Source organism: Bacillus sp. L75, from assembly GCF_003676355.1.
Lineage (GTDB): Bacteria > Bacillota > Bacilli > Bacillales > Bacillaceae > Bacillus > Bacillus velezensis.
The window spans coordinates 261,391-285,816 of the sequence record NZ_ML064903.1 but is presented as its reverse complement, the minus strand read 5'-3'; the positions used below and the strand labels follow the sequence as shown (position 1 = coordinate 285,816).

Below are 24,426 nucleotides of genomic sequence, written 5' to 3'. Positions count from 1 at the left end.
CGGGCTGCTGTCAATCGGCAGTCTTTTTTACTTCTTGCGCCCTGGTTTCTTCTATATCATATGGAGGGAAGACGGAAAACGTTCCGGCGCCTTTTTTAAATCTGTATTGAATCGTTCCGCTGATATCGGTGCGAAGCACATTTACAGAGTACGCCTTCAAACGATCCAGCACTTCTTCATGCGGATGATGGTATCGATTCTCTTTTCCTGCTGAAATCAGCGCTGCTTCCGGCTGAAGCTGCTTCAAAAAGGCTTCACTCGTTGAGCTTTTGCTGCCGTGATGACCCGCCTTCAATATATCAGCCTTCAGATTCGGATACGTTTTCAGCACTTCTGTTTCGCCGTCCGATTCTAAATCTCCCGTCAAAAGCCAGCTCACTCCGCCAAAAACCGTCCAAAGCACCAGTGACGAATCATTTTTACTCCTTCTGTCAGACGACTCCGGAGACAGCACCTGAAACTGAAGATCACCGGCTGTAATGGTGTCGCCCCGCTTTGCTTCGGCAACGGGAATGTTATTTTCTTTCGCCATATTTAATATGTTCTGATCTTTCGGTTCTTTTACGAATCCTACGGGGACAATTAACCGTTTGACTCTATGATTTTTGATTAACACTCCGGCTTCCCCGATGTGATCTTGATCCGCATGGGTTAAAATCAGTGCATCCAGCTTTTTCACCCCTTTTCCGTTTAAAAATGGAATCAAAACCTTCTCGCCGATAGAATACGGGTGACGTTTTTCTTTCCATGATTCTCCGGGATAAGCAATCACTCCCCCTGTATCAACCATTACGGTCCCTTTGCGGTGCGGCGCGCTTATAAACAGTGAGTCTCCCTGCCCGATATCAAGCATATCCGCTTCTCCCCATGGACTGAAATACGGACGGCATATTAAATAAGCCAAAACCGCGCAGAAAAAAAGAGCCGACTTCCTGAGTTTTAAAAAACCTCCCTTTTCCAAAGCCGCAAAAAGCGTAAAAACGGAAACCGCAAGCAGCAGAAGGGAAAGAAAGTCAGGCTTTGACACAATCATAGTAAATAAATCAACGGATGCCGCATATGTAATGAAATCATGCACAGGCTTCATCACAAGGTCAAACATATCAAACAAACATTCTCCCACCTGCCTTGAGAGTAAAAGAAGAAGGAAACCGATGACAGAAACCGGAATGACAAATAACGTATAAAATGGCACCATCACCATATTCATCGGAAAACTGACAAGTGAAATCTGCTGAAAATGATAGAGAAGAAACGGAAGTGAGCTGAGCTCTGCAATCAATGAAGCCATCGCAAGCCCGGCAAGTCTGCTTTTCCCTGCTTTCTTTAAAATGGAGGATGACAGAATTAAAGAGGCGCTTACCGCAAAGGAAAGCTGGAAGCCCGCCTGCCAAAGGAAGTAAGGATTAAACAGCAGAAGCAGCAGATAAGACAGGGACAATGCAGCAGAGGAATGAATGCCGCGTTTAACAAGAGTTCCGGCGATATAAAACCCCAGCATGAGGGATGCGCGCAATACGGATGGGGCGGCACCGCTCAGCAGCGTATACACCGGCAAAAACAGCAGCAGCAAAATTCCCGCCTTTTCTCTTGTCAGCCCGATTCTGATCAGAGCATAAAATAATCCCGCCGTAATAAGACCGACATGCATTCCGGAAATCGCCATTAAATGAACGACTCCCAAATTTTGATACGCACTCAGTATATCGTCCTCTATAGAAAATCTTTCACCTAAGGTCAGCGCTTCAACAATTCCGGCGGAAGATTCAGGCACGTGATTCCGAATGATCGAAATCAAATTTTTTCTGATGTTCAGCAGTTTAAACAGCGGCTGTTTGGATTTTTCACACTGCTCAATGGAAGTCACGGAAAATAACCAGTGAATCTGCTGAGAGTAAAGATATTCCTTATAATCAAAACCTCCGGGAACCGTCGCATGTGCAGGCTGTTCCAGAGAGCCTGTAAACGTGCAGCGCATCCCCGGTTCAAGCTGTTCAATGAGTCTTTTTTCCTCAAGAGAACGGATTTTGTACGAAGCCGCCCATTTTTCCTTGTCATGTGTACGGATAACAGCTGACATTTTCGCTCCGTCAACCTTCGGAATATTAGTGATGACGGCCTGTTCAGTATAACTGCCGGCCTGATAGCGCGTTACATTCGCAGCGTCACAAACCGTATAAAGAAAGAAATAAAGACAAAAAGAAACGAGGCAGACGATAACCGGAGCATACTGCTTTGTTTTTACAATAATAAAGAGAAGATACAGAAGAAAAAGGAGCAGAACCCAGAAGACATGAGCGGCGGCAATTCCCGCAGTTGCAGAAACCGCCGCCAGAGGCAGAAGAAGGTATTTATATTTCATTTATACGTAACTGGTAAACAGCTCATTGGCCTGTTCATGAATTTTTTTCAGTTCATCTGCCTTAACCCCCGCATCAGATAATTGCTGAATCAGACCTGCTACAAAAGACAATTTTTCACGGTTTTTCAGATCGATGATCATCTCATCAAGTTCGACCTGCTCCACCTTGACTCCGGCTTGGCTGAACAGCTCTTTTGCATAAGGCTGTGTTTTGTAATCTTCGGCATAATAGACCGTTTTGATGCCTGCCTGGATAATTGATTTGCAGCATTGAATACAAGGATAATGCGTCACATAAATTTCGGCGCCCTCCGTCGGAACACCGAACTTAGAACATTGCAGAATCGCATTCATCTCTGCATGTATGGTCCTCTGGCAATGATTATCTATTAAAAGGCATCCTTCATCAGCGCAATGGACGCCGCCGGCAATTGAGCCGTTGTATCCGCCGGCAATCATCCGCTTGTCTCTGACTACGGTTGCCCCGACTGACAGTCTCGGACATGTGCTTCTCAGCGCCAGCAAATGGCTTTGCGCCATAAAATATTGATTCCATGAGATTCGTTCCACAAGTGTTCCCTCCAAAAAGTCTTGTTGCTTTTCTAAGTTTACATAGATTTAAGCAAAACCGTCAATTCACTTTACCGTAATGGAAGTTTTTATCCGCTCAAATGACTTCTCTCCAAAGCCTGATACATTCATCAAATCTTCAGCAGTCTGAAACTGTCCGTTTTCTTCTCGGTAGGCGATAATCGCTTCCGCTTTTTTCTGCCCCACCCCAGAAATCGCCTGAAGTTCGTCCAGAGATGCCGTATTGATATTGACAGCTGCATTCTCCTTTTCACCCGCCGCTGTTTTCGGGCGATTCTCCTCTTCGCCTTCACTCGGAATATAAACAATCGTCCCGTCCTGCAGCTGCTCTGCTAAATTAACATTCAATTCATCCGCCTTTTTCTTCAGGCCGCCGGCTTTTTCAATGGCTTGCGTCACCCTGTCTCCCGCTTTCATTTCATACACGCCGGGATTTCGGACCGCACCTTTCACATCAATCATAATCTTATCGGCTGCGGTGTCTTTTTTGTCCGCGACGGATGCTGAGGCTGTTTGGCCGAGCACGGACTGCTGTTTGACCGGCTCTTCCTTTTCAGAACGAAACAGCCAAATACAGATAAAAACCGCCCCTGCCGCAAGACAAGCGCCCAGAATTTTCAGGTTCCGCCGCAGCCGCTCCGTCATCATCGCTTTCGTCATATTGCATTGCCTCCCCGCATAAGGTTTAGAGGATTAAGGGAAAAAGGAGGGGAATTCATTGAAAATAGGCTTTATCGGCACCGGAAACATGGGAACGATCCTGATTGAATCGTTTATCGAATCAAACGCTGCCGATCCCTCACATATCACCATCACAAACAGAACAATCGAAAAAGCATTAAAACTAGAAGAACGTTTCAGCGGCATCCATGTCACCGAGGATCAGGAAAAGCTCGTACAGGATAATGAAATAATATTCATTTGTGTAAAACCGCTGGATATATATCCTTTGCTGAAAAAACTCACACCGCATTTACGGAAAGATCACATTTTAATCTCCATTACCAGCCCCGTTCAGACGGATCAGATTGAACATACGGTTCCGTGTCAGACGGCCCGCGTCATTCCGAGCATTACGAACCGCGCCTTGGCCGGCGTCTCGCTTGTTACGTTCGGCAAAAGCTGCAGCGAGTCTGCAAAAGCGGATATTCAAACGCTGTTCACTCATATTTCAAAACCTGTGGAAATCAGCAGCGGCATTACAAGAGCGGCGTCAGACATTGTCAGCTGCGGGCCCGCTTTTATGAGTTATCTCGTTCAGCGCTTTATTGACGCGGCAGTGGAAGAAACGGACATCACCAAAGAAGAAGCCGTGATTATGTCGACGGAGATGCTTGTCGGTCTCGGAAAGCTTCTGGAAACAGGGCATTACACGCTTCCCGCCTTGCAGGAAAAAGTATGCGTAAAAGGCGGCGTCACCGGGGAAGGACTGAAGGCTCTCGAAAGCGGTGTTCAGGATATGTTCAACCGTGTCTTTCAGCGTACACATGACAAATACGATGAAGATATATCGTTAGTGAAGAAGCAATTTCACGTGTAACTGAGTATGCCATAAAGTGCTTTATCGCGCCAATCGCAAAAAATGCATTTTAAAAACCATCGTTCCGTTTAAACGATGGTTTTTGGTTTGCCTGCCGTAAAGAAAAGACGTTCAGACTCTGTTGAAGGAGGCCGGTCTGTAAAATCAGCCGTCACCTTCTTCAGTTCAAATCCGGTCTCTGCAAGCATTTGTTCATATTCTTCAATGTAAAATGTTTTTTGCTCATGCGTCTCGTCATAACGGTCATAAGATTGTCCGTTCCATACGAAAAAGGACATATCATGGATGACAGAAAGCTCTTCATCGCCGGCAAAGCTTTGCCAGATATAGCTGATCTGCTCATCCTGATCCGCATGGGTGCTGTCCGGAAAAAGCTCCGTCATTTTAAATGGAGAATGGACGTCAAACAGAAGCAGGCCGCCCTCCTTCAAAACTTGAAAAACACTTTTGAAGGTGCTTAAGACATCACTTTTCGTTTTTAAGTAATTTAGGGAATCACAGCAGATGACAACGGCATCAAACTGTTCTTCAAAACCGGAAAGCTCTCTCATATCCTGTTGGAGAAAAAGAATCGGCTTTCCCGTTTTTTTCTGCTGGGCACAGCTCAGCATATCTTCACTCAAATCAATCCCCGTGACTTCGCAGCCTTTTTCAGCAAGCCTGATGGATATTTCTCCGGTTCCGCAGGCAAGATCAAGCACCCTTCCCTTTTCCGGAAGAGACGCTTCGATCCAGCCCGCCCATTCATCATACGGCGCATGTGACATTAACTCGTCATATACGCCGGCGAAGCCTTGGTAAATCATGAGTTCAAGCCGAGTTCAAGCTCTGCGAGCGGCGCGTCGCCCCATAGCTTTTCAAGATTGTAGTAGCTTCTTTCATCTTTATGGAAAACGTGGACAATGACGTCGCCGAGATCAACTAAAATCCAGCGGGCCTCATCAAACCCTTCCATCTTTTTGACATCAATGCCGTTTTCTTCTGCCTGATCTTTAATTTCACGCGCAATTGCCTGAACCTGCTTATCAGAATTCCCGTGGCAGATTAAAAAGTAATCCGCTATAAGTGAGATTCCTTCCATGTCCAGCGCTAAAATATCTTCTGCACGTTTATCGTCGCATGCTTTTGCCGCGATTTTTAATACGGAAGCTTGATTCATTTCCATATTCCTCCTGTCAATTTTGAGACACCAGCCAGTTATAGGTTGCAAACGTCTCCGGAAAGACCGGCTGGTTTTTTTTCATCAGAAATATCATTGTATTTTTCATCGCTTGTATGAGCGCTTCGTTCAGATCCGTTTCCGCCAGACGGCGCACCTCTTCCACTCCGGGGAAATGGCGTCCGGGTTCAATGTAATCCGCAACGTAAATGACTTTGTCTAAAAGGGTCATTCCGGGACGCCCTGACGTGTGATAACGGATTGCATCCAAGATCTCAGGATCAGTGATCCCCGCTTCTTTCTCAGCCAAATACGCTCCCACAGGGGCATGCCACAGCTCGGCATTGTAATCCAAGAGCTCAGCCGGCATTTTTTCCCGCACGATGATCTGCTTCATTTCTTCTTTCGGCCGGAATTTCGCATAATCATGAAAAATAGCCGCCATTTCCGCTTTTTTCGGGTCTGCTCCGAACCGGCCTGCGAGAATAACCGCCGTATCTGTCACGCCGATTGTGTGGATGTAGCGATGCTCGGTCAGCTGCTCTTTGACGCAGGCAAGTGCTTCCTCACGATTCATATAAATCATTCTCCTCTATATACTGCCTCACTTTATCCGGCATTAAGTATTGCGTCGGCTTTTTTGCTTTGAGACGTTCTCTCAGCATCGTTGACGAAACGTCAAATTCCGGAACGTCGGCAAAAAGCAGCGGGTACGGGGTCTCAATATGATACCCCGGGCGCCGCACTCCGATAAATTGAATGAGCGTGAGCAGTTTGTCCAGTTTGTACCATTTCGGCAGATATTCAATCATATCCGCCCCGATAATAAAGAAAAGCTTGTCGTTCGGGTGCCGCTCCTTCAGTAAACGGACGGTATCATAGGTATAAGAAGGGCCTTTCCGGTCCATTTCCGCAAGCTCAAGCTTAAAGCCGGAATTAGAGCTGATGGCAAGCTTCAGCATCTCCACCCGGTGCCGGCTGTCTGTAAAGTCTTCATTCTGCTTATGCGGAGGGATTTTATTGGGCATAAACCAAATCTCATCGAGCTCCGCCTGATGAAGGACTTCATTAGCCATCAGAAGATGTCCGTTGTGCGGAGGGTCAAATGTGCCCCCGAATATTCCGATTTTCTTCATGTCAACCACCTTACGGAAGCTCGATTTGTTTATTTTCCTTTGATTCCTTATACAATACGATCGTATTTCCGATCGTCTGCACCAATTGTGAGCGGGTGCCTTTCACAAGGGCTTCTGCGACATCATTTTTATCGTCTTCGCAGTTTTGAAGCACGCTGACTTTAATCAGCTCTCTTGCTTCTAAAGCCTCGGCAATCTGTTTCACCATGTTTTCGTTGACTCCGCCTTTTCCCACTTGAAAAATAGGCGTTAAATGATGCGCTTTTGAACGCAAAAACCGTTTTTGTTTTCCTGTTAACATTGTGTTCCTCCTAGTTTTCCTTCAACAATCGCTCTCATTAAGCCGCTGTCAGGCTCTTGTTCCGTCCACAGCTTGAAAGACAGTGCGGCCTGTTCCACAAACATGCCGACACCGTCAAGGGTTGTTAAACCTCTTTTTTCAGCTTCTTTTAAGAACGCCGTTTGAATCGGGTTGTATACGATATCACAAACGATGGCGCCCGTTTTGGCCCGTTCCAATGAGAGCGGCACGGCATCCGTTTTCGGATACATGCCGACAGATGTTGTATGAATAATGACGTCATATTGTTCAAGCTGATTTTCAGCTTCTTTTAAAGTAAGGGCGCGTTTCTGCTGAAAAGAGGGAGCAGCCGCAATCAGGCTTTCCGCTTTTTCCGGCGTGCGGTTGCAAACGTCAAATTGTTTCGGCTCTCCGCGGACGATCGTCGTAAAAATCGCTCTTGCCGCTCCTCCCGCCCCAATCATGAGGATAGAGAGCTCTGATATCGGTTTGTCCAATACTTTGACTAAGGATTTATAAAACCCATCTCCGTCAGTATTATACCCGATGAGCCTGTCTCCCTCTCTTTTGACGGTATTTACGGCCCCAAGTACTTTCGCGCTTTCATGTATTTCATCCAGATGCTCCATGATCGCGACTTTATGCGGGACTGTGACGTTCACTCCGCAGATGCCAAGCGCCTTGATTCCGTTAACGGCGTCCTTGAGATGATGAGGTTCCACCTGAAACGCAAAATACTGCCCGTTGATGTTCTTATCTTGCAAAGCCGCGTTATGAATATCGGGTGACATTGAATGCCCGATCGGATTTCCGATTACTCCGTACAATTGTTTCATGCTCCCTCTCCCCTTCTCTCTATATTAATGAACGGCGGACAAATACGTGTACGCCTTTCGGAGCGTATGCCGTTATTTTTTTATCTTCTTGCTGCACCGTGACCCAGCCGAGACCGGAAAAAACGATATCCGTCTTTCCTTCTTTAATCGTAAACGTGTGGGGCGTAAGCTCCGGAAATTCATCCAAATGATCTTTTCCGGGCGGGGTAAGCAGTTCTCCCGCATGCTTTTCGTATAAGGCATCAGCATTTTCAAGCTTTGTTCTGTGAATCATCAATTCATTCGGCATATAGCAGACAAACGCCGTTTTATCGCCTGATACATAGTCAAACCGGGCAAGCCCGCCGAAATAAAGCGTTTGTTTTTCATTCAGCTGAAAAGTGCGCGGCTTCAGTTCTTTTTTCGGTGTCAGCACCTTTAAGTCACGCTTGTCCACGTAATGCGCCATCTGGTGATGGTTAATGATTCCCGGCGTATCATAAAGCGCAGATCCGTCATCGAGCGGGATTTCAATCGCGTCAAGCGTCGTGCCCGGAAATTGAGAGGTGGTAATAATATTCTCTTCCCCTGAGACCTCTTTAATAATCCGGTTGATAAATGTGGATTTGCCGACATTGGTACAGCCCACCACATACACATCGCGCCCTTCGCGGTAATGTTCAATGGCGTCAATGACTTCCTTCATCCCTTGTCCGCGGGAAGCGCTGATTAAAAAGACATCAAGGGGTTTTAAGCCGTATTCTTTCGCTTCGCGTTTCATCCATTGAACGAGCCGTTCCCGTTTTACGGATTTCGGCAGGATATCGGCCTTATTACCGACAAGAATGATCGGATTACCGCCGACAAAGCGGTTCAGCCCGTTTATCCAGCTTCCGTTAAAATCAAAAATATCAACGACTTTGACAATAAGAGAGTCAGTATCGCCGATTGTGTGCAAGATATTTAAAAAGTCATCATCCGTTAATGAAACATCTTGAATTTCATTGTAATTTTTCAGTCTGAAGCAGCGCTGGCAGATGACATTCTCTTTCGTGAGCGATGCCTTTGGCGCGTATCCGAGACCTTGTTTATCCTCGGTCTGGATCGTTACTCCGCAGCCGATGCAAACAACCTTTTCCATTTCTAATCCTCCCACTGAATATGGCCTTTACGTTTCAAAGAACTCAATATTCTCCGTTCAATCCGGCGGTTAAAGCGCGTCATGACTCCGTCAGAGGAAGCGACAGGCACGACGAGGATCGTATGATACCCGTTTCTGTTTCCGCCGAGAACATCAGTAAGCAGCTGATCGCCGATGACCACACAGTCTTCTTTTTTCAGATCCATGCTGCTGACGGCTCTTTTAAAGGCGCGTCCCATCGGTTTTCTTGCCTTATAAATAAACGGTATGCCAAGCGGCTCCGAGAATAATTTCACTCTTCGTTCATTATTATTGGAGACGATCGTGACTTTAATGCCGTGCTCCTTCATTTCTTCAAACCACTCGATTAATCGAGGTGTCGCACTCGGTCTGTCCCACTCCACAAGCGTGTTGTCAAGGTCTGTAATAATCCCTTTCACATTGCGTTCTTTGAGCTTTTCCGGTGTGATATGAAATATATTTTTCACAAATTCGTCAGGTAAAAAAAACTTTTTTAACAAAACCCGCACCCTTCCTTTTCTTTCTACCATCTATATGTCGAAACCTGTCAGATTTAAAAACAAAGTCGGACTCAGTAAAAAAATTTCGACAAAAATTGGGTTTCTTCACCAGTTGTGGATAAAATTACACACATTATCCACTCTTATTACATCCGGATTTATCCAGATTATAAACAAGATACTAACAGGTTATCCACTTACGAGTGTGGATAACAGAACGATTGTTCTTATTTGTATTTCATGGTAGATTAAAGATAACCTCACCATGATTGAAACGCAACCTTCCATCATATGCTTGCGTCTGATGATTGATTACAATTGTAAGGAGGTGCCACTCCCATTAATTGGGTCCCCGGCATGAGAAAGCTTTCTGATGAATTACTAATAGAATCTTATTTCAAAGCCAATGAAATGAATTTGAGCCGTGAATTTATCGAGTTAATTGAAAGCGAAATTAAAAGAAGATCGCTCGGACACATTATTTCCGTTTCTTCTTAAACAGAAAAAAGTTCCCGGGCGAATTTCCTTTTTTTACTCAGATGACTGATATTATATCACTTCGGTTATGCGCATTACTACCACTTTCAACAAAAAACACCCCTAAAATAGAGGTGTTTAAGAGGACAGCTGCTATATATTGAACCAATACAGACCGCCCAGGACGAGAATGACGACGAGCAGCACAACAAAAAATGCGTACCAGTACCCCGCATTCACCCGAGGAGGCGGGCATACAGGATATTGCGGAGGGAAACCGCGGTTCATAGCAATCGCCTCCAAAAAGATGTTTTTTCTACAGCCTATGAAGCAGAAGCAAAACGGTTTAGGCAGCTGACGGCGTCAGCGTTCCAAAACCCGCCCATTTTTTATGCCTTCAATTAAGATTCTGGCGCCTTTTGGCGTCATATGATTTCCGGAGGGATCTATCAGTCCGGATTGAATCAGCGCCCGGTCTGTATCTTTGCCGCCGTCCGCGCGTATAAAGTGTTTCCAGTTATCCACCAGCGGCACTTTCAACTCAGCTGCAACCTGCCTCGTAACGCCGTTATAGGAATTATGCCATTTTCTCGCGCCGCCTTTTTCTTTAAAGGCTGAGGCTTTATATCTCGAATAGTAATAGAGATGATGCGTTCCGTTTCCTTCTATAACCGGGATGCACGTCATTAAAATCGGCTTTATGCCGTGATTTCTGCTTTCGTTTATGAAATAAGTCAGGTTTTCTTTAAACCGTTTCTTTGATACCCGCGGCTGATCGCCCGTCAAAATGCCCGCATCATTTGTTCCGAACATGATAAATAAATATTGGGGCTTACGGTCCAGCACGTCGCTTTGAAAACGCAGGCGCGCATCCTCAGTCGTCTGGCCGCCTATTCCCGCATTTATAACCGTAAGACGGCCGCGTTCCGCTGTTTTTAAAATGTTTACCCACTGCTGCGCCTTCGGATAATCACGATAATCCCAGTTGGAACCGCGCGTATTGCTGTCGCCGAACGCGACAACACTTTTTTCTTTGCCCGCGGCGCATCCTGATAACAGACAGATTATCGTAATAAAAAGAACAGCAAACTTCATTTTCTCTCCCCCCAAACCTTACCTCCTATGGTACACATCTCTTTGGCGGCTTTCAACGCGGCGCTCTCTTTACTGGATATGAAAAGGACCGGAATCCTGTCCGATCAAATCCGAAACCTTAACAAACGTGTAGCCCTGCTTTTTCAGCTTTGGAATGATTTCTTTCAAAGCCTCAACCGTCTGGCGCCGGTTTCCTCCGCCGTCATGCAGAAGAACGATATCTCCATCTCTGGCATGTGAAACAACGTGCCTGACGATTTTTCCTTTCCCTGGCCTTTTCCAGTCCCTCGGATCTTGGTTCCATGACCACATGATGATATGATAGCCCTCTTTTAAGATGCTTTTGAAAGCCGTATGATTCAGCGACCCTCCCGGCGGGCGGAATAACTTGTCCCCTTCCGGCTGTAGCGATGTGATATGATGCGCTGAGCTGTGAAGCTCTTGTAAAATGTCTTTGCGTTTCAGTCGGTGAAAATAAACATGGTTCATCGTATGGTTGCCGATTTCATGCCCTTCTTCAACGATGCGTTTTGCCGTTATGGGGTATTTGTCTATACGGCTCCCGACACAAAAAAAGGTTGCTTTAACATTGTGCTGTTTCAGCACGTCTAACACAGCCTCCGTATAGACAGGATGGGGGCCGTCATCGAAGGTTAAAGATAGTTTCTTTTTTTCAGACCTTTTATCCCAGTACACGTTTCCCGTTTTCTCCATGTCACTTCTTTTTAAAGATTTCGCATCGGCGGACACGGCAGTGAGACTCGTGAGGACGCATATCATGATGATCAGATGAAAGCATCTCAACGTTTACACCTCCAGTAAACACTACTGTTAACGTGTCCCCTTTTATAAAAAATCATTCTCTGCATCAAATGATGCACATCACCCGCTTGTTTTTGTCCAAATCCGGGTGCAGCCGTTTCTCATCAAACGGCAAATGCTGATAAATCAAATACGCTTATCGGACAGCTTATTTTAATAGAAGGAGATAGATTTGTGCTGTATACTAATTGAAAAGAGGTGAACGTGCAGATGATAAAAAAGGGATTCAGTCTTGCCGTCATCATTGCTGTCGTGATGATCGGCTTTTTGCAAAAAGACGTCTGGCTCAGCATGATTCGCGCGGGCGGCATGTACGCCGTGCTTATGAGTATCCTTCTGGTCGCAGCTGACGTATTTTTTCCGATTGTTCCATTCGCCATTATCGCGGCCTTAAACGGAGCGGTTTTCGGGATTGTAAACGGGGTGTGGATTACATTGTCAGGCGCGATGCTCGGAACAATGGCGTTGTTTTTTCTCGTTCGGTACGGATTCAGAGACTGGGCCAGAAAAAAGCTGCTGGCTTACCCGGCAGCGGCCCAATATGAAGATTCATTTCATCAGCACGCGTTTACGGCGGTGCTTTTCGGGCGGCTGATTCCGATTATACCGTCGCTTGCCATGAATACCGTCTGCGGGCTGAGTAATATCCGATGGCCGATCTTTTTTTCTGCGTCGGTGCTCGGCAAAATTCCGAACATTGTGATCGTGACCGTCGCAGGCGCTTCATTTACAAGCAACAAACTGCTGTCTTTCGGGATTTACGGAATGTATATGCTCGTCTTAATGGCGGTCATTTATAAGAAGTTTCCCGGCCTTTTAAAAACAACGAAAAAATGAAGCGCGTACCGCCCCCTATTCCGGCGGTACGGCTCCTCTCATTCTGAGAACTTTTCCGTTACATTCTGAACCGATCACTTCCATGTTTTTCTTTCTGTAAAATGACAGAGCCGCTTCATTGCTCGGCGAAACTCTCAGGTGATATTCCGAAACACCGTTCGCTCTGAAAAACTGATTCGCGTATTGATGCGGTTTCGTTCCGCACCCCCTTCCCCTCTGCTTCTCAGTCATATAGTAAAGGTGCACATAACCGATTTTTTGGCTGCGGTAAAATTTGATGGAAGCTTCTAGCTGTCCGATCGGCTGTCCGTTATGAAAAAGCAGCATAAAACCGTCGGGAAAGCATTTGATTTGGGATGACAGCCACCTGAGATATTCATCCCTATTAAAATGATCCGCCGTGCCAAAGCTGACGAAAAACGAATCCTCACCAAACGAAACGGCCGTCTCTTTATGTTTGTTTAAATTGATCCGCTTGAAATACATCAGGAGTCCTCCTTCTTGCGGCCGCAAATAAGAACGAGCATAAAACGGCTGCCAACGCCAGCATAACAGCAGCGCCTGCGATGACGATGCCGCGGACGGAAGAACTGACAGAAGCCGCTCCGAAAACCGCCGTTACTACTATAATGAAGACGGCTTCGACTAATGAATAAAAGCTCCCCACTCTCCCCATGATGTCCACCGGAACATTCTTTTGATAAAACGTCAGAAAGCCTGTATTGGCAAACGCCAGAAAAAAAGCGAGAAGGAAAAATCCGAAAGCAGCCGTCCAAAAAACGTCAGAAAACGCATAAATCATATATCCGGCCGCTGTGAATAAAGAGCCCATTCCCATCAATAAAGAAGCCGGCATTTTTTTATTAAAGAACACATTGACAAGCGCTCCCGCAATAATGCCTGCCCCTGAGACACTGACGAGAAAACCATAATCGGCATCAGTCAGCTGAAGAACTTCTTTTGCAAAAGCGGCTTCAAGCGAATCAAGCGCGGATGGCATAACGGTCATGACCAGACTGAATAAAAAATAAATGATCATGACGTTTCGCGCCGTTCGGCTGAAGCGATAGACGAGCTTCCAATCTTCTTTGCACACTGCCAAAGAAAGCTTCTGTCTGGGAGAATGTACGTGAGGCTCATTTTCAAGGTTCGGCAGCATCATCGTGATGAAACCGGACAGCACTAAAGCCGCCGCATTCACCCAAATCGCAAAAATCGGCGTGCCGGCGATAAAAAGCAGTCCGGCCGCAGCCGGCCCGAGGAGAAAAGCCCCTGATTCCGACAAAGCCCTTAGTGAATTGAATCGTTTTCTCCTTTCAGCCGGGATAAGCATCGTCACATACGCCATGGAACACGGACGAAACATCGCATTGGCCATATGAATCAAAAACACGATACAATAAACGGAAAATAAAGACCGTGCAGTAACCATCAGCGGCAGAACGGCAATGAATGCAGCCCGGGTGAAATCAAGCGACATCATCATATTCCGTTTGTTACACCGGTCGATGATGCTGCCCGCCCAGCCATTTGTCATCAAAACAGCCGCAGGCCTGATTAAATAAAGGATGGAAACCGCAAAAGCAGACCCCGTTTCTTTTAAGACAATAAGATTAAGAGACAAAAAATAGATCCATTCACCAATATTTGCTATCCCGATTCCGGTTAACAGAAGCAACGGGTACCGCCAAGACTTCAGGTTTTTCATCTTATCCCTCCCTTAGAAATAAAAAACGCCCTCAAGACAATAAAGTCTTGAGGACGGGAAACAGCCCGCTATGCCACCTCAATTCGGTTTGGTGCCGGCCTTGCCGGGTACAAAGCTTACTCGGTAACAGGAGTATCCGCCGCATCATCGTCGGGTTGCATGATTCCGATGCGAAGCTAAGAGGTTTGTTTCAACACATCCATTCATACTCCTTCACAGCTCCCGGAGCTCTCTGTCATGAATGATATCTGTCTACTCGTCTCTTCAGCGCTTTTCGGTTATATTGTTTTCACCCTTACTTTTTTAAAAAATATACAGGCTCAATCATCAAAAATCAAGAGGCTGTAAGAAATAAAACCCGATTTTGATTAATTTCCCTGTACAGACACAAACAGCCCTACCTCCACATACAGTTACATATAGGCGATTGCCTACATAACTTTGTGGAGGTGAGGACGGTGACAGGTGTTTTTGCAGCGCTCGGGTTTATTGTGAAAGAACTTGTGTTCTTAGTATCATACGTGAAAAATAATGCCTTTCCACAACCGCTCTCAAATAATGAGGAGAAAAAATACTTAGACCTTATGGCTGAAGGAGATGAACACGCCCGCAACATGCTGATCGAACATAATCTCCGTTTAGTCGCCCATATTGTGAAAAAATTCGAAAACACGGGAGAGGACGCGGAAGATCTGATCTCCATCGGTACAATCGGGCTGATTAAAGGAATTGAAAGCTACTCAGCCGGAAAAGGCACGAAGCTTGCCACATATGCCGCACGATGTATTGAGAATGAGATTTTAATGCATCTGCGCGCATTGAAAAAAACGAAAAAAGACGTCTCCCTTCATGATCCGATCGGCCAGGATAAAGAAGGGAATGAAATAAGCCTGATCGATGTCCTCAAGTCGGAAAGCGAAGATGTGATCGACACCATTCAGCTCAACATGGAACTTGAAAAGGTCAAAAAATATATCGATATTTTAGACGACCGCGAAAAAGAAGTCATCGTCGGCCGCTTCGGGCTTGATTTAAAAAAAGAAAAAACGCAGCGCGAGATCGCAAAGGAGCTCGGCATTTCAAGGAGTTATGTGTCGCGGATTGAAAAACGCGCATTGATGAAGATGTTTCATGAGTTTTATCGGGCGGAGAAGGAGAAGCGGAAGAAGAAGGGAAAGTGAGCGAAAAGCCGGATCTGACATCCCGGCTTTTTCTGCATTTTAGGACATTGCTCTTCAAGTATAACTTCAGGATTTAAAAATAAAACATAACAAATGAATAGAATTGGTACAATCGTTAACCTTTTTAATAATTTTTTATTGATATTTAACCCCTTCAACATAGCCCTCTCTTTTTAACAATCCATTTCATTTGGGCTACACCCCCATCATTGAATGTATTTCCTATGAAAAATGATTTTGAACCTCATAGGAACCCTTACATGACAGGGTTTTTGTTGTTTTTTCATTGTTTATCAAGACCTAAAGCAAAAGAACTTGCTAATTCTCAAATACATCCACCAAATTTTCAATGTTAGTTTGTTTTTCATACATACTAATAATAAAAATAAAACCTAGTTGAAACTTTACAAGACAAGCTGAATGGACTATAGTCTAATTAGACTAAAATATTGATGTAAAGAAGTGAAAAATTAGATGATAAAGTCTTTTTTAATGTTGGGGCAGTCGAATATGGCGGGCCGTGGATTTTTGAATGAAGTAGACCCTATCTATAATGAAAAAATTAAAATGCTGCGCAATGGACAGTGGCAGATGATGACAGAGCCGATTAATTACGACCGTCCGGTTTCAGGCGTTGGCCTGGCCGCATCTTTTGCAGATGCATGGTCGAAAGCTCATCCCGATGAAGAAATTGGCTTGATCCCGTGTGCGGAAGGCGGCAGTTCATTGAATGACTGGCATCCGGAAGGCATCCTTTTTCAGCATGCTTTGTCCGAAGCCCGCTTCGCCCTCCGATCCAGTCAAATTTGTGGAATCCTTTGGCATCAAGGTGAGAGTGACAGTTATCGTTCGCTGCATGAAACTTATTACGAGAAATTAACTCTTATCATCGAGACGCTAAGAAACGAGTTGGAATTAGATGAGCTACCGTTGATTATTGGAGGGCTTGGTGACTTTCTTGGGAAGACTGGTTTTGGACAGCACGCGACTGAATTTCGACAGGTTAATGAACAATTGCTGCGTTTTGCTAATGAACAACAGAATTGTTATTTTGTTACTGCGGCAGGTTTGACTGCGAATCCTGATGGCATTCATTTAGACGCAGCTTCACAACGCAAATTCGGTTATCGCTATTTCGAGGCTTTTTCGAAAAAGCACCATATCCTGAAACCCATTTCGGGAGAGGAGCAATCACTGAAAGTGAATGGTGACTATTCTAAAACAGAACAGATTTACCTTCATAGTATGGATTTGGCTTCGGGTAAAATCACGTACGCGGAATTTGAGGCGCGGATGGCGAAGGTGATGAAACCATGATTCCCTTACTTATCCTTGGCTTGCTCATCCAAAACCCCGGAGCTCACGGCTATGAACTTCTGGCCTTAATGGAAAAACGTCATTACAAGTACATCGTTAACTTCACGAAAGGTTCATTTTATTACAATCTGCAGCAACTTGAAGAAAAGTGTTTGATTGAACAGATTCAGCAGAAACCCTCAACCAGCGGGCGTGAAATCCGTAACTTTAACGTCACAGAATCGGGAAGGGCAGAATTCGAGAAATTAATGATCAAATACGGCACTAAATCGGAATATGTGAACCTGCAATTTTATGGGGCGTTACTCTTTGCCGATGAATTCGACAAAAATAAATTACTGGATCTGATCCAATCACAAATCGATCAGACTAAAACTCGAATCGAGCTCCTTGACGAATACCTGTCCATCACTCAAGAAATTCCCGGCACAATCAATTACTTTCGCCGCATGAATGAAAATTCCCGTTCACATCACTTGGTTAATTTAGAGTGGTTCGAAAAATTGAAAGCAGAAATAGAGTGAACTATTGCATAATAAAAAATGCAATGTTACATATATAGGAATATTAGTTACCTGCATATAAAACCTGTGTCGCAGATATCGAGTAACACCATTGATACAGGTTTTATACCCCTTCTTTTAATTAAACCAGTAATGGGGTTGTCAACACTTGCCCCAAACAAGAGCAAGTGAATCTGCTGCGTGTTCTTCTTTTTCAATCCGTATGAATAACCACTTTTTACACCTATTTAGTATTCAAGTAAGTCAACTGATTTTTCTCCATCTTCCGCTAAACTGCTGCTTTCGTCGAATAAGAAAAAGTGATCTCCCTTAAGGAAGAATCACTTCCTCTAATTGAACAAGCAGTGAAGGTGAACACCGTTCTCGACATTTTATCTACCTCTGCGTAAGCAACTTTCAATTGATTGATAGTAAACCCCTCCAACAAGAAAACTCCGTCTTTTTCTGTTTTCTTTTCAATATAAAACAATGATAACTTCTTTCATCTTATGAAACCCAAGCAGTTATTAGGTGGTTTTCTTTATCTGTACAAATACAGGTGAATCACTTAATTTATTACATATAAGTTATCCTGCAAAACTGTGCACGAAATGTCGGGCAGATACATTTCGCTCCTGTTATTCTTTTGTTAAAGGAGGTCAAATAAATGGATTCGCTTAAAAGGATGAATAGCGCATTAACGTATATTGAAGAAAACCTCACGAACGATATTGATTTCAAAGAAGCAGCAAGGCTTGCTTTCTGCTCTGAATATCATTTTAAAAGGATGTTTTCCTTCCTTACAGGTATTTCATTATCGGAATATATTCGTCGACGACGTCTTACTCTTGCAGCTTTTGAACTTAAAGACAGCAGCGTAAAGGTGATTGATCTTGCAATAAAATACGGTTATCACTCACCAGATTCTTTTGCACGAGCATTTCAAAATCTGCATGGCATAAGCCCATCAGCAGCTAAACATAATGGCCATTCACTTAAAGCTTATCCGCGAATGACCTTCCAGTTATCAATCAAAGGAGGAAATGAAATGAACTATCGCATTGAAGAAAAAAAGGCATTTCGCATCGTCGGCATTAAAAAAAGAGTCCCTATTTTATTCAAAGGCGTGAATCCTGACATTGCATCGATGTGGGAAAGTTTAGATGAAACAGCAATCAAACAACTAAAAGAGCTTTCTAATGTAGCGCCTGTAGGACTCATCAGTGCATCCACGAACTTTTCTGAAGGCCGGACAGAGGAAAACGGTGAGCTTGATCACTATATTGGCGCAGCCACAACGAAACATTGCCCAAATCACCTATCACAGCTTGAAGTCCCTGCCTCAACGTGGGCTGTATTCGAAGCAGCCGGATCATTTCCGGATGCACTGCAGGAAGTATGGGGGCGGATTTATTCTGAATGGTTTCCATCGTCACATTATGAACAAATTGAAGGCCCAGAAATCCTGTGGAATGAGCATAAAGATGTAACATCGCCATCTTTTAAAAGTGAAATTTGGATACCCATTTCAAAAAAGTAATATATCTTACAATGAAATTAGAGGAATTGAAGGTGTTAAGGAAGGGGTCTCATCCCTTCCTCTTTAAGTTACTAACCCGATCTGCAGCATTATTGATGCCATTAATCTACGAATTGAGTTTTTTAATGAGCAGAGCCGTTCTTACTGAAAATCTAAATTGAGGTGTCCTATTGCGTTTTGATGATCTGCTTCTCACCTCTTATTTTCCGCCTTAACATCCGATCCTTTCTGCAATTGCTTCTGCAAAGTCTGACGTTGATGATTGACCGCTAAGATCTCCCATTTTGATTCCTGCCTTCACGGTTTCCCGAAGTGAGTTTTCTATTAATTCCGCTGCTTCTTTCAGTTTTTTATCACGATACTGTGTACTGAGCATTCAAACAACATAGCAGTTGAAAGTATAATACCGATAGGATTCGCAATATTTTCCCTGCAATGTCAGGTGCCGAACCGTGAGCAGCCTAGGCCATTGCCTGCTTTCCCATTTGTATTAATTGACAGTGCAAGCCCCAAGCTGCCGACGAACTAAATGTACCGTCATTGCATCAATATGATAATCATCCACTTCAGGGTATTGTTCCGGCATTTCTCGGCACGTATTCAAAAAGAGTCCCGAGCCATGTAACCTTCTTACGGCGTTCCATCGCACTTTGAAAGGCTGCATGCGCAATACGTGTAATCGCCTTTTTAGTGAAAACTCCAGTCAATACAGCCACTTCCAGGGTTACCTGCCATACATATTTCGGCCAGCGTAAAAGCCTTCCGTATTTTCACGGTAAATGACCAAATTAGCTTTCCCTGCAATACTTTTCATTCCAGGTATTGTCTTTGCCGGCGGCAATTGCTTTTCACTCAATGGTAACCAGCTTAAACGCTGGCTGGACAGGTTTCAGGGTGTATCTATTCATTGGAGTTCCGTTTCTTGCAACTTAACCAAAAACTTCCTCACGAAGAACAAATCACTTCTCTATTGTAGGATGCTGCCGAAAATAAATCACTTCACAACAGAGAAACAGAAAGCGGTATAAAAAAACAGCTCCGTTAAAATGGCCGGAACTGTCTTTGAATTTTGGATTTTGCAGTTATCTCCATCCGTTAGTTTAATTAAAATTCAGATAATCCAAGACACGATCAACTCTTTCATTTACTGAGTAATCTCCTTCAATTTTTAGCAATGGACAAGATAAATCTGCCATCCAATATTCGTGTAAAGCTTTGCTTCTAACTTCCATTCCGGCATTATCATATAAAGAAGCCCACTCTAAAAATGTTTTTGATTGTTCATATTTACTGCCGCCGGCTAACACTTCGTTTCCATAACGCTGAAATTCCCTATGCCTTAACCTCTCAAGCCGTATATCCTGCGGAATCCATAAGAAGATGACAAGGTCAAAATAACTTTTTAGATCATCGCCCCAGCCGCACACTGCGCCAGAAAGAATCCATTTCTCATTTATTGTCAAGTCTTTTTCAAGCAACTCTCTCCTTTCAGAAATTTCTCTTTTTTTAGTGAATTTATCTGTCCAATAGTAATCATCAGTATCAAGATGCGTATGAGGCAAATGCTTTGATAATGCAACTCCCAATGTTGAAGTTCCGACTCCGGAGGCTCCCAGTATGTGAATCTTATTTTTCATAGATCCCTCTCCTTATGAAGCAACGAAACTCCCTGTCCGCTGCACAAGGTTCTTACTATTATTTTAACATAAATCCCCAAAAACCTTTACTTTGTCAGGGGAATCCAGATGCGTGTTAAAACCATACTGCTTACGAACTTCATGGTCATTTTCAAACAGAATGATTAACTTTCTCTCCGGCCTATTTTAATATCCTCAAACACTTTCTCAAAAGTCCCGATTGGCAGTGAACTCCCCTTTCATTGATCGACAAAAGCTTCCGGAATAAGGAATCTCCTCAAAAAAGGATCAAAACTTTTATCAAGTTTGATCCTTTTCCCTTTTTAGTCATTTCTTTGCGAACGTTTATAGACATTCATGGTTACCAGCCAGCTCATAACAACGATTCCTGCAAAAAGAATGAGCATATTACTGTACAAATAAGCGGAATGATCAGCATTAACAGGCAGCAGCCTTTGATCCAGCAAGCGGATCGATAATAAACCGCCTGCAATTGCAATGCCTGTTCCCTCTGATAAAAAGCTCGTAAAATTAAGCAGACTCATTCCGGCGCCGGCTTCCTTTTGTTTCAAACTGCCAGACACAATTGTAGATATAACCGTTTTTGTGAAGGAGAGCCCCCCAAAAACAAAAACGATGATAACGGTCATGAGCCAAGGTGCCGCATCTATGAAAAAGGCATCGATTAAAAAGCTGGAAGACATTAATACAATCCCAATGGTCAGCACATATAAAGAACCTTTCCGATCAACAAGCCATCCTCCAATGTAACCGAAGATGATGACGCTCATCGTCCCGGGAAACATAATCCCGCTTCCAATTGCCGCAGTACTTAAATGGTGAACATCTTTCATCATATAAGGAACCATAGACACAAATCCTGCTGCAGTGCCGAATATCAGGCCTCCGCAAAGGGCGCCCATCATAAACAAGGCATTTTTCCCCAGCGCAGGGTCAACAAAGGGATCTTGAGTTTTCCTAATATGTTTCACAAATATCAGGAAAGCTAGAATACTGATGATCAGAAAAGACATTCTATATGACGTTGTAAACAGCAGAAAAAATACGATGCCTGCAGACATTAATATAATCCCCGCCATATCAAAGCGCCCGCTGATTCTTTCTTCCTTTTCCAGCAGTTTCATCAGGAATGGAACGGTGATAACTGTTGCTGTCGGAATAAGCAGCAAATATGACCAGTGAATATAATGAGCGATCATTCCGCCAATAGCTGGTCCGGCACCTTCCCCCATTGCCACCAGCGACCCGATCAGACCAAATGCTTTACCCCTGTTTTCTTTCGGAATATAGCGTACTACTGCAACCATCACAAGAGCCGGGAATGCGGCTGCACCAGCCCCTTGAATAAATCGGGCCAGAATGAGTACAGGAAAGACAGAGTGTCCGACAAATCCGATGATCGACCCGAAGCCATTTACCATAATTCCAAATAGGAGCAGCTTTTTGATCCCCAGCTGATCTGATAACTTTCCATACAGAGCAGTTCCGATGGAAAAGGTTAACATAAAGGCCGTGTTCACCCAGTTTGCACTCGCTGGCAGTTTATGAAAATCGTTGGCGATATCAGGTAATGATACGTTCAAAACCATTTCATTTAATGCGCTGAAAAATGACAGAACACAAAGCCAAATGAACACTTGGTTGTGCCGTAAAGCTGACTGTGAATAAGGCGTATTCACAAATTTCCCTCCATTAATGAGGGCAGACGCAGTTTATAGGGCCATTGATACGCTTCCCTCTTTTAATTGGACCCTGTTCATTTTTTTGCACTTCATACATAACTCCCCCTGCATTGATTGATATACCTTATTATAAATCCTCAAGCCGATGTTTTGAATGCTTTGCGACACACACCCGCAAATGACGAAACATCAAATACTGTTATATTTAAAATTTACAGTACCAAAAAACCGCAATTTCATTTGCTGTTGAAAAATTGGAATAAAGCATTGTATCGACCGCTCCTATGACAAAGTTATTTTTGGCATAAAAATGACAAGCTGAAACATTAATATCTTGTGTTTCAAGCATAAGACCGCATAAATGATTCTCCTTTGCCCACTCAATCACTTTATGCAATAAAGCCGTCCCGACACCATTTTTTCTATAATCTTTTGCAACGGCAATGTCTTCAATCAGTGCGTATCCATTCCAATTAGAACGAAGCTTACTCCGGCCGACACAGTCGTTCTCTGCGTAATAAAAAAAGACAACTTTATCCTCTTCTTCAATATAACTGACATCAATGTCTTCATCGTCATATTTTTTGACATAAGGCTCAGCAAATTTCTCCTCTGTATATGTCCAAACATTGTCCTCAAATGAAGGGATGATTCTCCCTGAAACTACGAAAGGTTCGTTTGGTTTATTGAAGTCTTTCATATTGAATCGCGTCATTTTAGTTATCATCATAATCACCTTTCTGCATTTATTGACCTTAATTTACATCTATTGAACTGTTGATTCGTCTGCATGTCATGGATACCGGTTTAATCACTCTAAGACTAAAACAAAAAAGATACCAACATCGATTGGTATCATCTATTCTTTCGAGCCCTTACAACAATATCCTATTTCGGAGCTTCCAAACCGAATTTAATCCATTCCTCTTTTGCCGGACCGTAAATACCCGGAACAGGTAAACCTGCTTGTCTCATAAGGACAGTCATTTGTCCTCGATGATGGTTTTGATGTTGAATTAAAAACATCAAAAGTGAACCATTTGGCAATTGCTGACCAATAAAGTTGACACATTCTTGAAGTGTATCGTCAGTCCATTGCGTTTTTAACGCCTGTACAAATGCATTACTGGCTTGATGATAACTCTCAGCAATAAACCGCGCCGATGCAGGAACAGGATAATCTTCGGCCGGAGCGTGAAACGTTAAATCTGTGTTTGAGGTAATGATGTGAATGGCAGCGACAGTATGCCAAGCAATACGGCCTAAAGTCCAATGTTCTGAAGTGATTTCTTGTTTAAGTGATTCATCAGTCAGATGATTCAGCAGTTTTTGTGTCGCATCGGCTTCGAATTCCCAAGATTTCAAAAAATGGTCTAAAGTTTGAAACATAAAAATCCTCCTTATCCTTTTTTGTTTTTCTATGTATCTGCAGTTCAATTATAGTGCTCCGTTTAGTTAAAAAAGAACAAAACGATAGACAGACATTTTTAACAGAAAGCCCGAACTGACAACAACAGACAAAATATAAGAACATAACGGATACCTCTATACTTCTTTTTCTTCAATCGACAAAAAAAGGATAGCTGTTCAAACAGGATTCTTCTGTCTAATATTTTCTCTTTGCAAAAGTCCATATCGTCTTAGTGATTGAACCGGAGACAAAACAGCTCCCCGTCATCATAGCCACCCAAATGAAAAATGTCGGTTCGGCACCTATTACAATAAACATGAATATCAAGGACAAAATGAAGACAATAACAACCATCATCCATACTTTTTTAAAGATGAAATATCCTAAAATCCCTAACAGAAAAGAAGCTGCCGGAAGAAAAATAAGAATGATATACGCGGGGCTCAACAGCGGGCTAATACAAACACCTCCCAATTTCAAAACGAGGCAGTTCCTACTTTTTGTCTGATATGAAGTGATTTTTTTCATCTTGATATTACACCGCTTCATTCATTTTATACATATTATACCAATACCATCGAGTCAAATATAGATATTTATTCATTTTTAACATACTTTAGGAAAATCAG

General features: G+C 43.6%; 29 protein-coding genes. 7 read left to right on the top strand and 22 right to left on the bottom strand.

The genetic code is table 11. From position 1 onward, the window contains the following. Nucleotides 1-10 precede the first annotated feature (10 nt). The 3 genes from D5S11_RS07605 to D5S11_RS07595 form a co-directional block, all read right to left on the bottom strand. Nucleotides 11-2,362 (bottom strand): DNA internalization-related competence protein ComEC/Rec2, encoded by a 2,352-nt coding sequence (locus D5S11_RS07605; protein ID WP_108724812.1) that lies wholly within the window; start codon nt 2,360-2,362, stop codon nt 11-13. Further along, entirely contained in the window at nt 2,363-2,932 is a 570-nt protein-coding gene (locus tag D5S11_RS07600; protein ID WP_003152868.1) for a ComE operon protein 2, read from the bottom strand. It abuts the gene before it with no gap. Between the two features lie 66 nt (nt 2,933-2,998). After that, a complete protein-coding gene (locus tag D5S11_RS07595; RefSeq protein WP_108724811.1) occupies nt 2,999-3,613 on the bottom strand; it encodes a helix-hairpin-helix domain-containing protein in 615 nt (204 codons plus the stop codon). A 58-nt stretch (nt 3,614-3,671) separates the two neighbouring features. Here D5S11_RS07595 and comER point away from each other — a divergent pair, with 58 nt between their 5' ends. Beyond that, a complete protein-coding gene (gene comER / locus D5S11_RS07590) occupies nt 3,672-4,493 on the top strand; it encodes a late competence protein ComER (protein WP_053103971.1) in 822 nt (273 codons plus the stop codon). Between the two features lie 68 nt (nt 4,494-4,561). Here the strand turns inward: comER and D5S11_RS07585 are convergent, their stop codons facing one another. The 8 genes from D5S11_RS07585 to D5S11_RS07550 are packed head-to-tail and all read right to left on the bottom strand — an operon-like array spanning nt 4,562 to nt 9,566. After that, nucleotides 4,562-5,299 carry a class I SAM-dependent DNA methyltransferase gene (locus D5S11_RS07585; protein ID WP_015240247.1) on the bottom strand — a complete coding sequence of 246 codons (738 nt, stop codon included), beginning with the start codon at nt 5,297-5,299 and terminating at the stop codon, nt 4,562-4,564. Next, nucleotides 5,296-5,652 carry a ribosome silencing factor gene (gene rsfS, locus D5S11_RS07580; RefSeq protein WP_007408260.1) on the bottom strand — a complete coding sequence of 119 codons (357 nt, stop codon included), beginning with the start codon at nt 5,650-5,652 and terminating at the stop codon, nt 5,296-5,298. Before rsfS ends, D5S11_RS07585 begins: the two co-directional genes overlap by 4 nt. Before the next feature lie 16 nt (nt 5,653-5,668). Further along, nucleotides 5,669-6,229, bottom strand: a complete 561-nt coding sequence (gene yqeK / locus D5S11_RS07575) for a bis(5'-nucleosyl)-tetraphosphatase (symmetrical) YqeK (RefSeq protein ID WP_014418422.1) — start codon at nt 6,227-6,229, stop codon at nt 5,669-5,671. After that, complete coding sequence (locus tag D5S11_RS07570) at nt 6,219-6,788, bottom strand: nicotinate-nucleotide adenylyltransferase (protein WP_042635364.1); 570 nt, start codon at nt 6,786-6,788, stop codon at nt 6,219-6,221. The genes yqeK and D5S11_RS07570 overlap by 11 nt, the downstream gene beginning before the upstream one ends. Nucleotides 6,789-6,798: 10 nt before the next feature. Further along, nucleotides 6,799-7,089 (bottom strand): ribosome assembly RNA-binding protein YhbY, encoded by a 291-nt coding sequence (gene yhbY, locus D5S11_RS07565; protein ID WP_007408257.1) that lies wholly within the window; start codon nt 7,087-7,089, stop codon nt 6,799-6,801. After that, nucleotides 7,083-7,925 carry a shikimate dehydrogenase gene (gene aroE / locus D5S11_RS07560; RefSeq protein ID WP_059368084.1) on the bottom strand — a complete coding sequence of 281 codons (843 nt, stop codon included), beginning with the start codon at nt 7,923-7,925 and terminating at the stop codon, nt 7,083-7,085. The genes yhbY and aroE overlap by 7 nt, the downstream gene beginning before the upstream one ends. Before the next feature lie 19 nt (nt 7,926-7,944). Beyond that, entirely contained in the window at nt 7,945-9,045 is a 1,101-nt protein-coding gene (gene yqeH, locus D5S11_RS07555; RefSeq protein ID WP_032866684.1) for a ribosome biogenesis GTPase YqeH, read from the bottom strand. A gap of 2 nt (nt 9,046-9,047) precedes the next feature. Continuing rightward, nucleotides 9,048-9,566 (bottom strand): YqeG family HAD IIIA-type phosphatase, encoded by a 519-nt coding sequence (locus D5S11_RS07550; protein ID WP_007408254.1) that lies wholly within the window; start codon nt 9,564-9,566, stop codon nt 9,048-9,050. 357 nt (nt 9,567-9,923) lie between these two features. Here D5S11_RS07550 and sda point away from each other — a divergent pair, with 357 nt between their 5' ends. After that, entirely contained in the window at nt 9,924-10,064 is a 141-nt protein-coding gene (gene sda / locus D5S11_RS07545) for a sporulation histidine kinase inhibitor Sda (RefSeq protein WP_108724810.1), read from the top strand. 132 nt (nt 10,065-10,196) lie between these two features. On the opposite strand, the gene D5S11_RS20350 is transcribed toward sda, so the two are convergent. The 3 genes from D5S11_RS20350 to D5S11_RS07535 all read right to left on the bottom strand — a co-directional run bounded on the left by D5S11_RS20350 (nt 10,197) and on the right by D5S11_RS07535 (nt 11,942). Beyond that, nucleotides 10,197-10,331, bottom strand: coding sequence for a hypothetical protein (locus tag D5S11_RS20350; protein ID WP_003152848.1), 135 nt, complete (start codon nt 10,329-10,331; stop codon nt 10,197-10,199). Nucleotides 10,332-10,406: 75 nt separating this feature from the next. Beyond that, nucleotides 10,407-11,138, bottom strand: coding sequence for an SGNH/GDSL hydrolase family protein (locus D5S11_RS07540; protein WP_007408253.1), 732 nt, complete (start codon nt 11,136-11,138; stop codon nt 10,407-10,409). 69 nt (nt 11,139-11,207) lie between these two features. Continuing rightward, a complete protein-coding gene (locus D5S11_RS07535) occupies nt 11,208-11,942 on the bottom strand; it encodes a polysaccharide deacetylase family protein (protein WP_007408252.1) in 735 nt (244 codons plus the stop codon). 228 nt (nt 11,943-12,170) lie between these two features. Between D5S11_RS07535 and D5S11_RS07530 the strand changes: the two genes are divergently transcribed. After that, nucleotides 12,171-12,797 carry a TVP38/TMEM64 family protein gene (locus tag D5S11_RS07530; protein WP_007408251.1) on the top strand — a complete coding sequence of 209 codons (627 nt, stop codon included), beginning with the start codon at nt 12,171-12,173 and terminating at the stop codon, nt 12,795-12,797. A gap of 15 nt (nt 12,798-12,812) precedes the next feature. Here the strand turns inward: D5S11_RS07530 and D5S11_RS07525 are convergent, their stop codons facing one another. Next, nucleotides 12,813-13,283: a GNAT family N-acetyltransferase gene (locus tag D5S11_RS07525; protein ID WP_108724809.1), complete on the bottom strand. Its 471-nt coding sequence runs from the start codon at nt 13,281-13,283 to the stop codon at nt 12,813-12,815. Beyond that, nucleotides 13,249-14,505: an MFS transporter gene (locus D5S11_RS07520; protein WP_108724808.1), complete on the bottom strand. Its 1,257-nt coding sequence runs from the start codon at nt 14,503-14,505 to the stop codon at nt 13,249-13,251. The genes D5S11_RS07525 and D5S11_RS07520 overlap by 35 nt, the downstream gene beginning before the upstream one ends. A 458-nt stretch (nt 14,506-14,963) precedes the next feature. Here D5S11_RS07520 and sigK point away from each other — a divergent pair, with 458 nt between their 5' ends. From sigK to D5S11_RS07495, 4 genes are all read left to right on the top strand, one after another. Continuing rightward, a complete protein-coding gene (gene sigK, locus D5S11_RS07515; protein WP_007408248.1) occupies nt 14,964-15,686 on the top strand; it encodes an RNA polymerase sporulation sigma factor SigK in 723 nt (240 codons plus the stop codon). A 474-nt stretch (nt 15,687-16,160) separates the two neighbouring features. Further along, a complete protein-coding gene (locus tag D5S11_RS07505) occupies nt 16,161-17,003 on the top strand; it encodes a sialate O-acetylesterase (protein ID WP_007408247.1) in 843 nt (280 codons plus the stop codon). Further along, nucleotides 17,000-17,527, top strand: coding sequence for a PadR family transcriptional regulator (locus D5S11_RS07500; protein WP_007408246.1), 528 nt, complete (start codon nt 17,000-17,002; stop codon nt 17,525-17,527). Before D5S11_RS07505 ends, D5S11_RS07500 begins: the two co-directional genes overlap by 4 nt. Before the next feature lie 646 nt (nt 17,528-18,173). Beyond that, nucleotides 18,174-19,046, top strand: a complete 873-nt coding sequence (locus D5S11_RS07495; protein WP_007408245.1) for an AraC family transcriptional regulator — start codon at nt 18,174-18,176, stop codon at nt 19,044-19,046. 1,100 nt (nt 19,047-20,146) lie between these two features. Here D5S11_RS07495 and D5S11_RS07485 read toward each other — a convergent pair. The 6 genes from D5S11_RS07485 to D5S11_RS07460 form a co-directional block, all read right to left on the bottom strand. Next, on the bottom strand, nt 20,147-20,683 hold the full coding sequence (locus D5S11_RS07485) for an ATP-binding protein (protein ID WP_108724807.1): 537 nt from the start codon (nt 20,681-20,683) through the stop codon (nt 20,147-20,149). A gap of 323 nt (nt 20,684-21,006) precedes the next feature. Then, a complete protein-coding gene (gene tet, locus D5S11_RS07480; protein WP_108724806.1) occupies nt 21,007-22,383 on the bottom strand; it encodes a Tet(L)/Tet(K)/Tet(45) family tetracycline efflux MFS transporter in 1,377 nt (458 codons plus the stop codon). A 33-nt stretch (nt 22,384-22,416) separates the two neighbouring features. Further along, the gene (locus tag D5S11_RS20460) at nt 22,417-22,479 is read right to left on the bottom strand and encodes a tetracycline resistance efflux system leader peptide (protein ID WP_134816631.1); all 63 of its coding nucleotides are present in this window, start codon (nt 22,477-22,479) and stop codon (nt 22,417-22,419) included. A gap of 112 nt (nt 22,480-22,591) precedes the next feature. Further along, the gene (gene satA / locus D5S11_RS07470; RefSeq protein ID WP_032870506.1) at nt 22,592-23,113 is read right to left on the bottom strand and encodes a streptothricin N-acetyltransferase SatA; all 522 of its coding nucleotides are present in this window, start codon (nt 23,111-23,113) and stop codon (nt 22,592-22,594) included. A 161-nt stretch (nt 23,114-23,274) separates the two neighbouring features. Beyond that, nucleotides 23,275-23,775, bottom strand: a complete 501-nt coding sequence (locus tag D5S11_RS07465) for a DinB family protein (protein WP_007408241.1) — start codon at nt 23,773-23,775, stop codon at nt 23,275-23,277. 217 nt (nt 23,776-23,992) lie between these two features. After that, complete coding sequence (locus D5S11_RS07460; RefSeq protein WP_079892032.1) at nt 23,993-24,325, bottom strand: DUF2651 family protein; 333 nt, start codon at nt 24,323-24,325, stop codon at nt 23,993-23,995. Between the last annotated feature and the right edge of the window lie 101 nt (nt 24,326-24,426).

Bases quoted from the DNA above. Each gene is read 5' to 3' on its own strand.
- D5S11_RS07605 (WP_108724812.1), bottom strand. From the start codon at position 2,362: ATGAAATATAAATACCTTCTTCTGCCTCTGGCGGCGGTTTCTGCAACT.
- D5S11_RS07595 (WP_108724811.1), bottom strand. From the start codon at position 3,613: ATGACGAAAGCGATGATGACGGAGCGGCTGCGGCGGAACCTGAAAATT.
- D5S11_RS07585 (WP_015240247.1), bottom strand. From the start codon at position 5,299: ATGATTTACCAAGGCTTCGCCGGCGTATATGACGAGTTAATGTCACAT.
- rsfS (WP_007408260.1), bottom strand. From the start codon at position 5,652: ATGAATCAAGCTTCCGTATTAAAAATCGCGGCAAAAGCATGCGACGAT.
- yqeK (WP_014418422.1), bottom strand. From the start codon at position 6,229: ATGAATCGTGAGGAAGCACTTGCCTGCGTCAAAGAGCAGCTGACCGAG.
- D5S11_RS07570 (WP_042635364.1), bottom strand. From the start codon at position 6,788: ATGAAGAAAATCGGAATATTCGGGGGCACATTTGACCCTCCGCACAAC.
- yhbY (WP_007408257.1), bottom strand. From the start codon at position 7,089: ATGTTAACAGGAAAACAAAAACGGTTTTTGCGTTCAAAAGCGCATCAT.
- aroE (WP_059368084.1), bottom strand. From the start codon at position 7,925: ATGAAACAATTGTACGGAGTAATCGGAAATCCGATCGGGCATTCAATG.
- yqeH (WP_032866684.1), bottom strand. From the start codon at position 9,045: ATGGAAAAGGTTGTTTGCATCGGCTGCGGAGTAACGATCCAGACCGAG.
- sda (WP_108724810.1), top strand. From the start codon at position 9,924: ATGAGAAAGCTTTCTGATGAATTACTAATAGAATCTTATTTCAAAGCC.
- D5S11_RS20350 (WP_003152848.1), bottom strand. From the start codon at position 10,331: ATGAACCGCGGTTTCCCTCCGCAATATCCTGTATGCCCGCCTCCTCGG.
- D5S11_RS07540 (WP_007408253.1), bottom strand. From the start codon at position 11,138: ATGAAGTTTGCTGTTCTTTTTATTACGATAATCTGTCTGTTATCAGGA.
- D5S11_RS07530 (WP_007408251.1), top strand. From the start codon at position 12,171: ATGATAAAAAAGGGATTCAGTCTTGCCGTCATCATTGCTGTCGTGATG.
- D5S11_RS07525 (WP_108724809.1), bottom strand. From the start codon at position 13,283: ATGTATTTCAAGCGGATCAATTTAAACAAACATAAAGAGACGGCCGTT.
- D5S11_RS07520 (WP_108724808.1), bottom strand. From the start codon at position 14,505: ATGAAAAACCTGAAGTCTTGGCGGTACCCGTTGCTTCTGTTAACCGGA.
- D5S11_RS07505 (WP_007408247.1), top strand. From the start codon at position 16,161: ATGATAAAGTCTTTTTTAATGTTGGGGCAGTCGAATATGGCGGGCCGT.
- D5S11_RS07500 (WP_007408246.1), top strand. From the start codon at position 17,000: ATGATTCCCTTACTTATCCTTGGCTTGCTCATCCAAAACCCCGGAGCT.
- D5S11_RS07495 (WP_007408245.1), top strand. From the start codon at position 18,174: ATGGATTCGCTTAAAAGGATGAATAGCGCATTAACGTATATTGAAGAA.
- D5S11_RS07485 (WP_108724807.1), bottom strand. From the start codon at position 20,683: ATGAAAAATAAGATTCACATACTGGGAGCCTCCGGAGTCGGAACTTCA.
- satA (WP_032870506.1), bottom strand. From the start codon at position 23,113: ATGATAACTAAAATGACGCGATTCAATATGAAAGACTTCAATAAACCA.
- D5S11_RS07465 (WP_007408241.1), bottom strand. From the start codon at position 23,775: ATGTTTCAAACTTTAGACCATTTTTTGAAATCTTGGGAATTCGAAGCC.
- D5S11_RS07460 (WP_079892032.1), bottom strand. From the start codon at position 24,325: ATGAAAAAAATCACTTCATATCAGACAAAAAGTAGGAACTGCCTCGTT.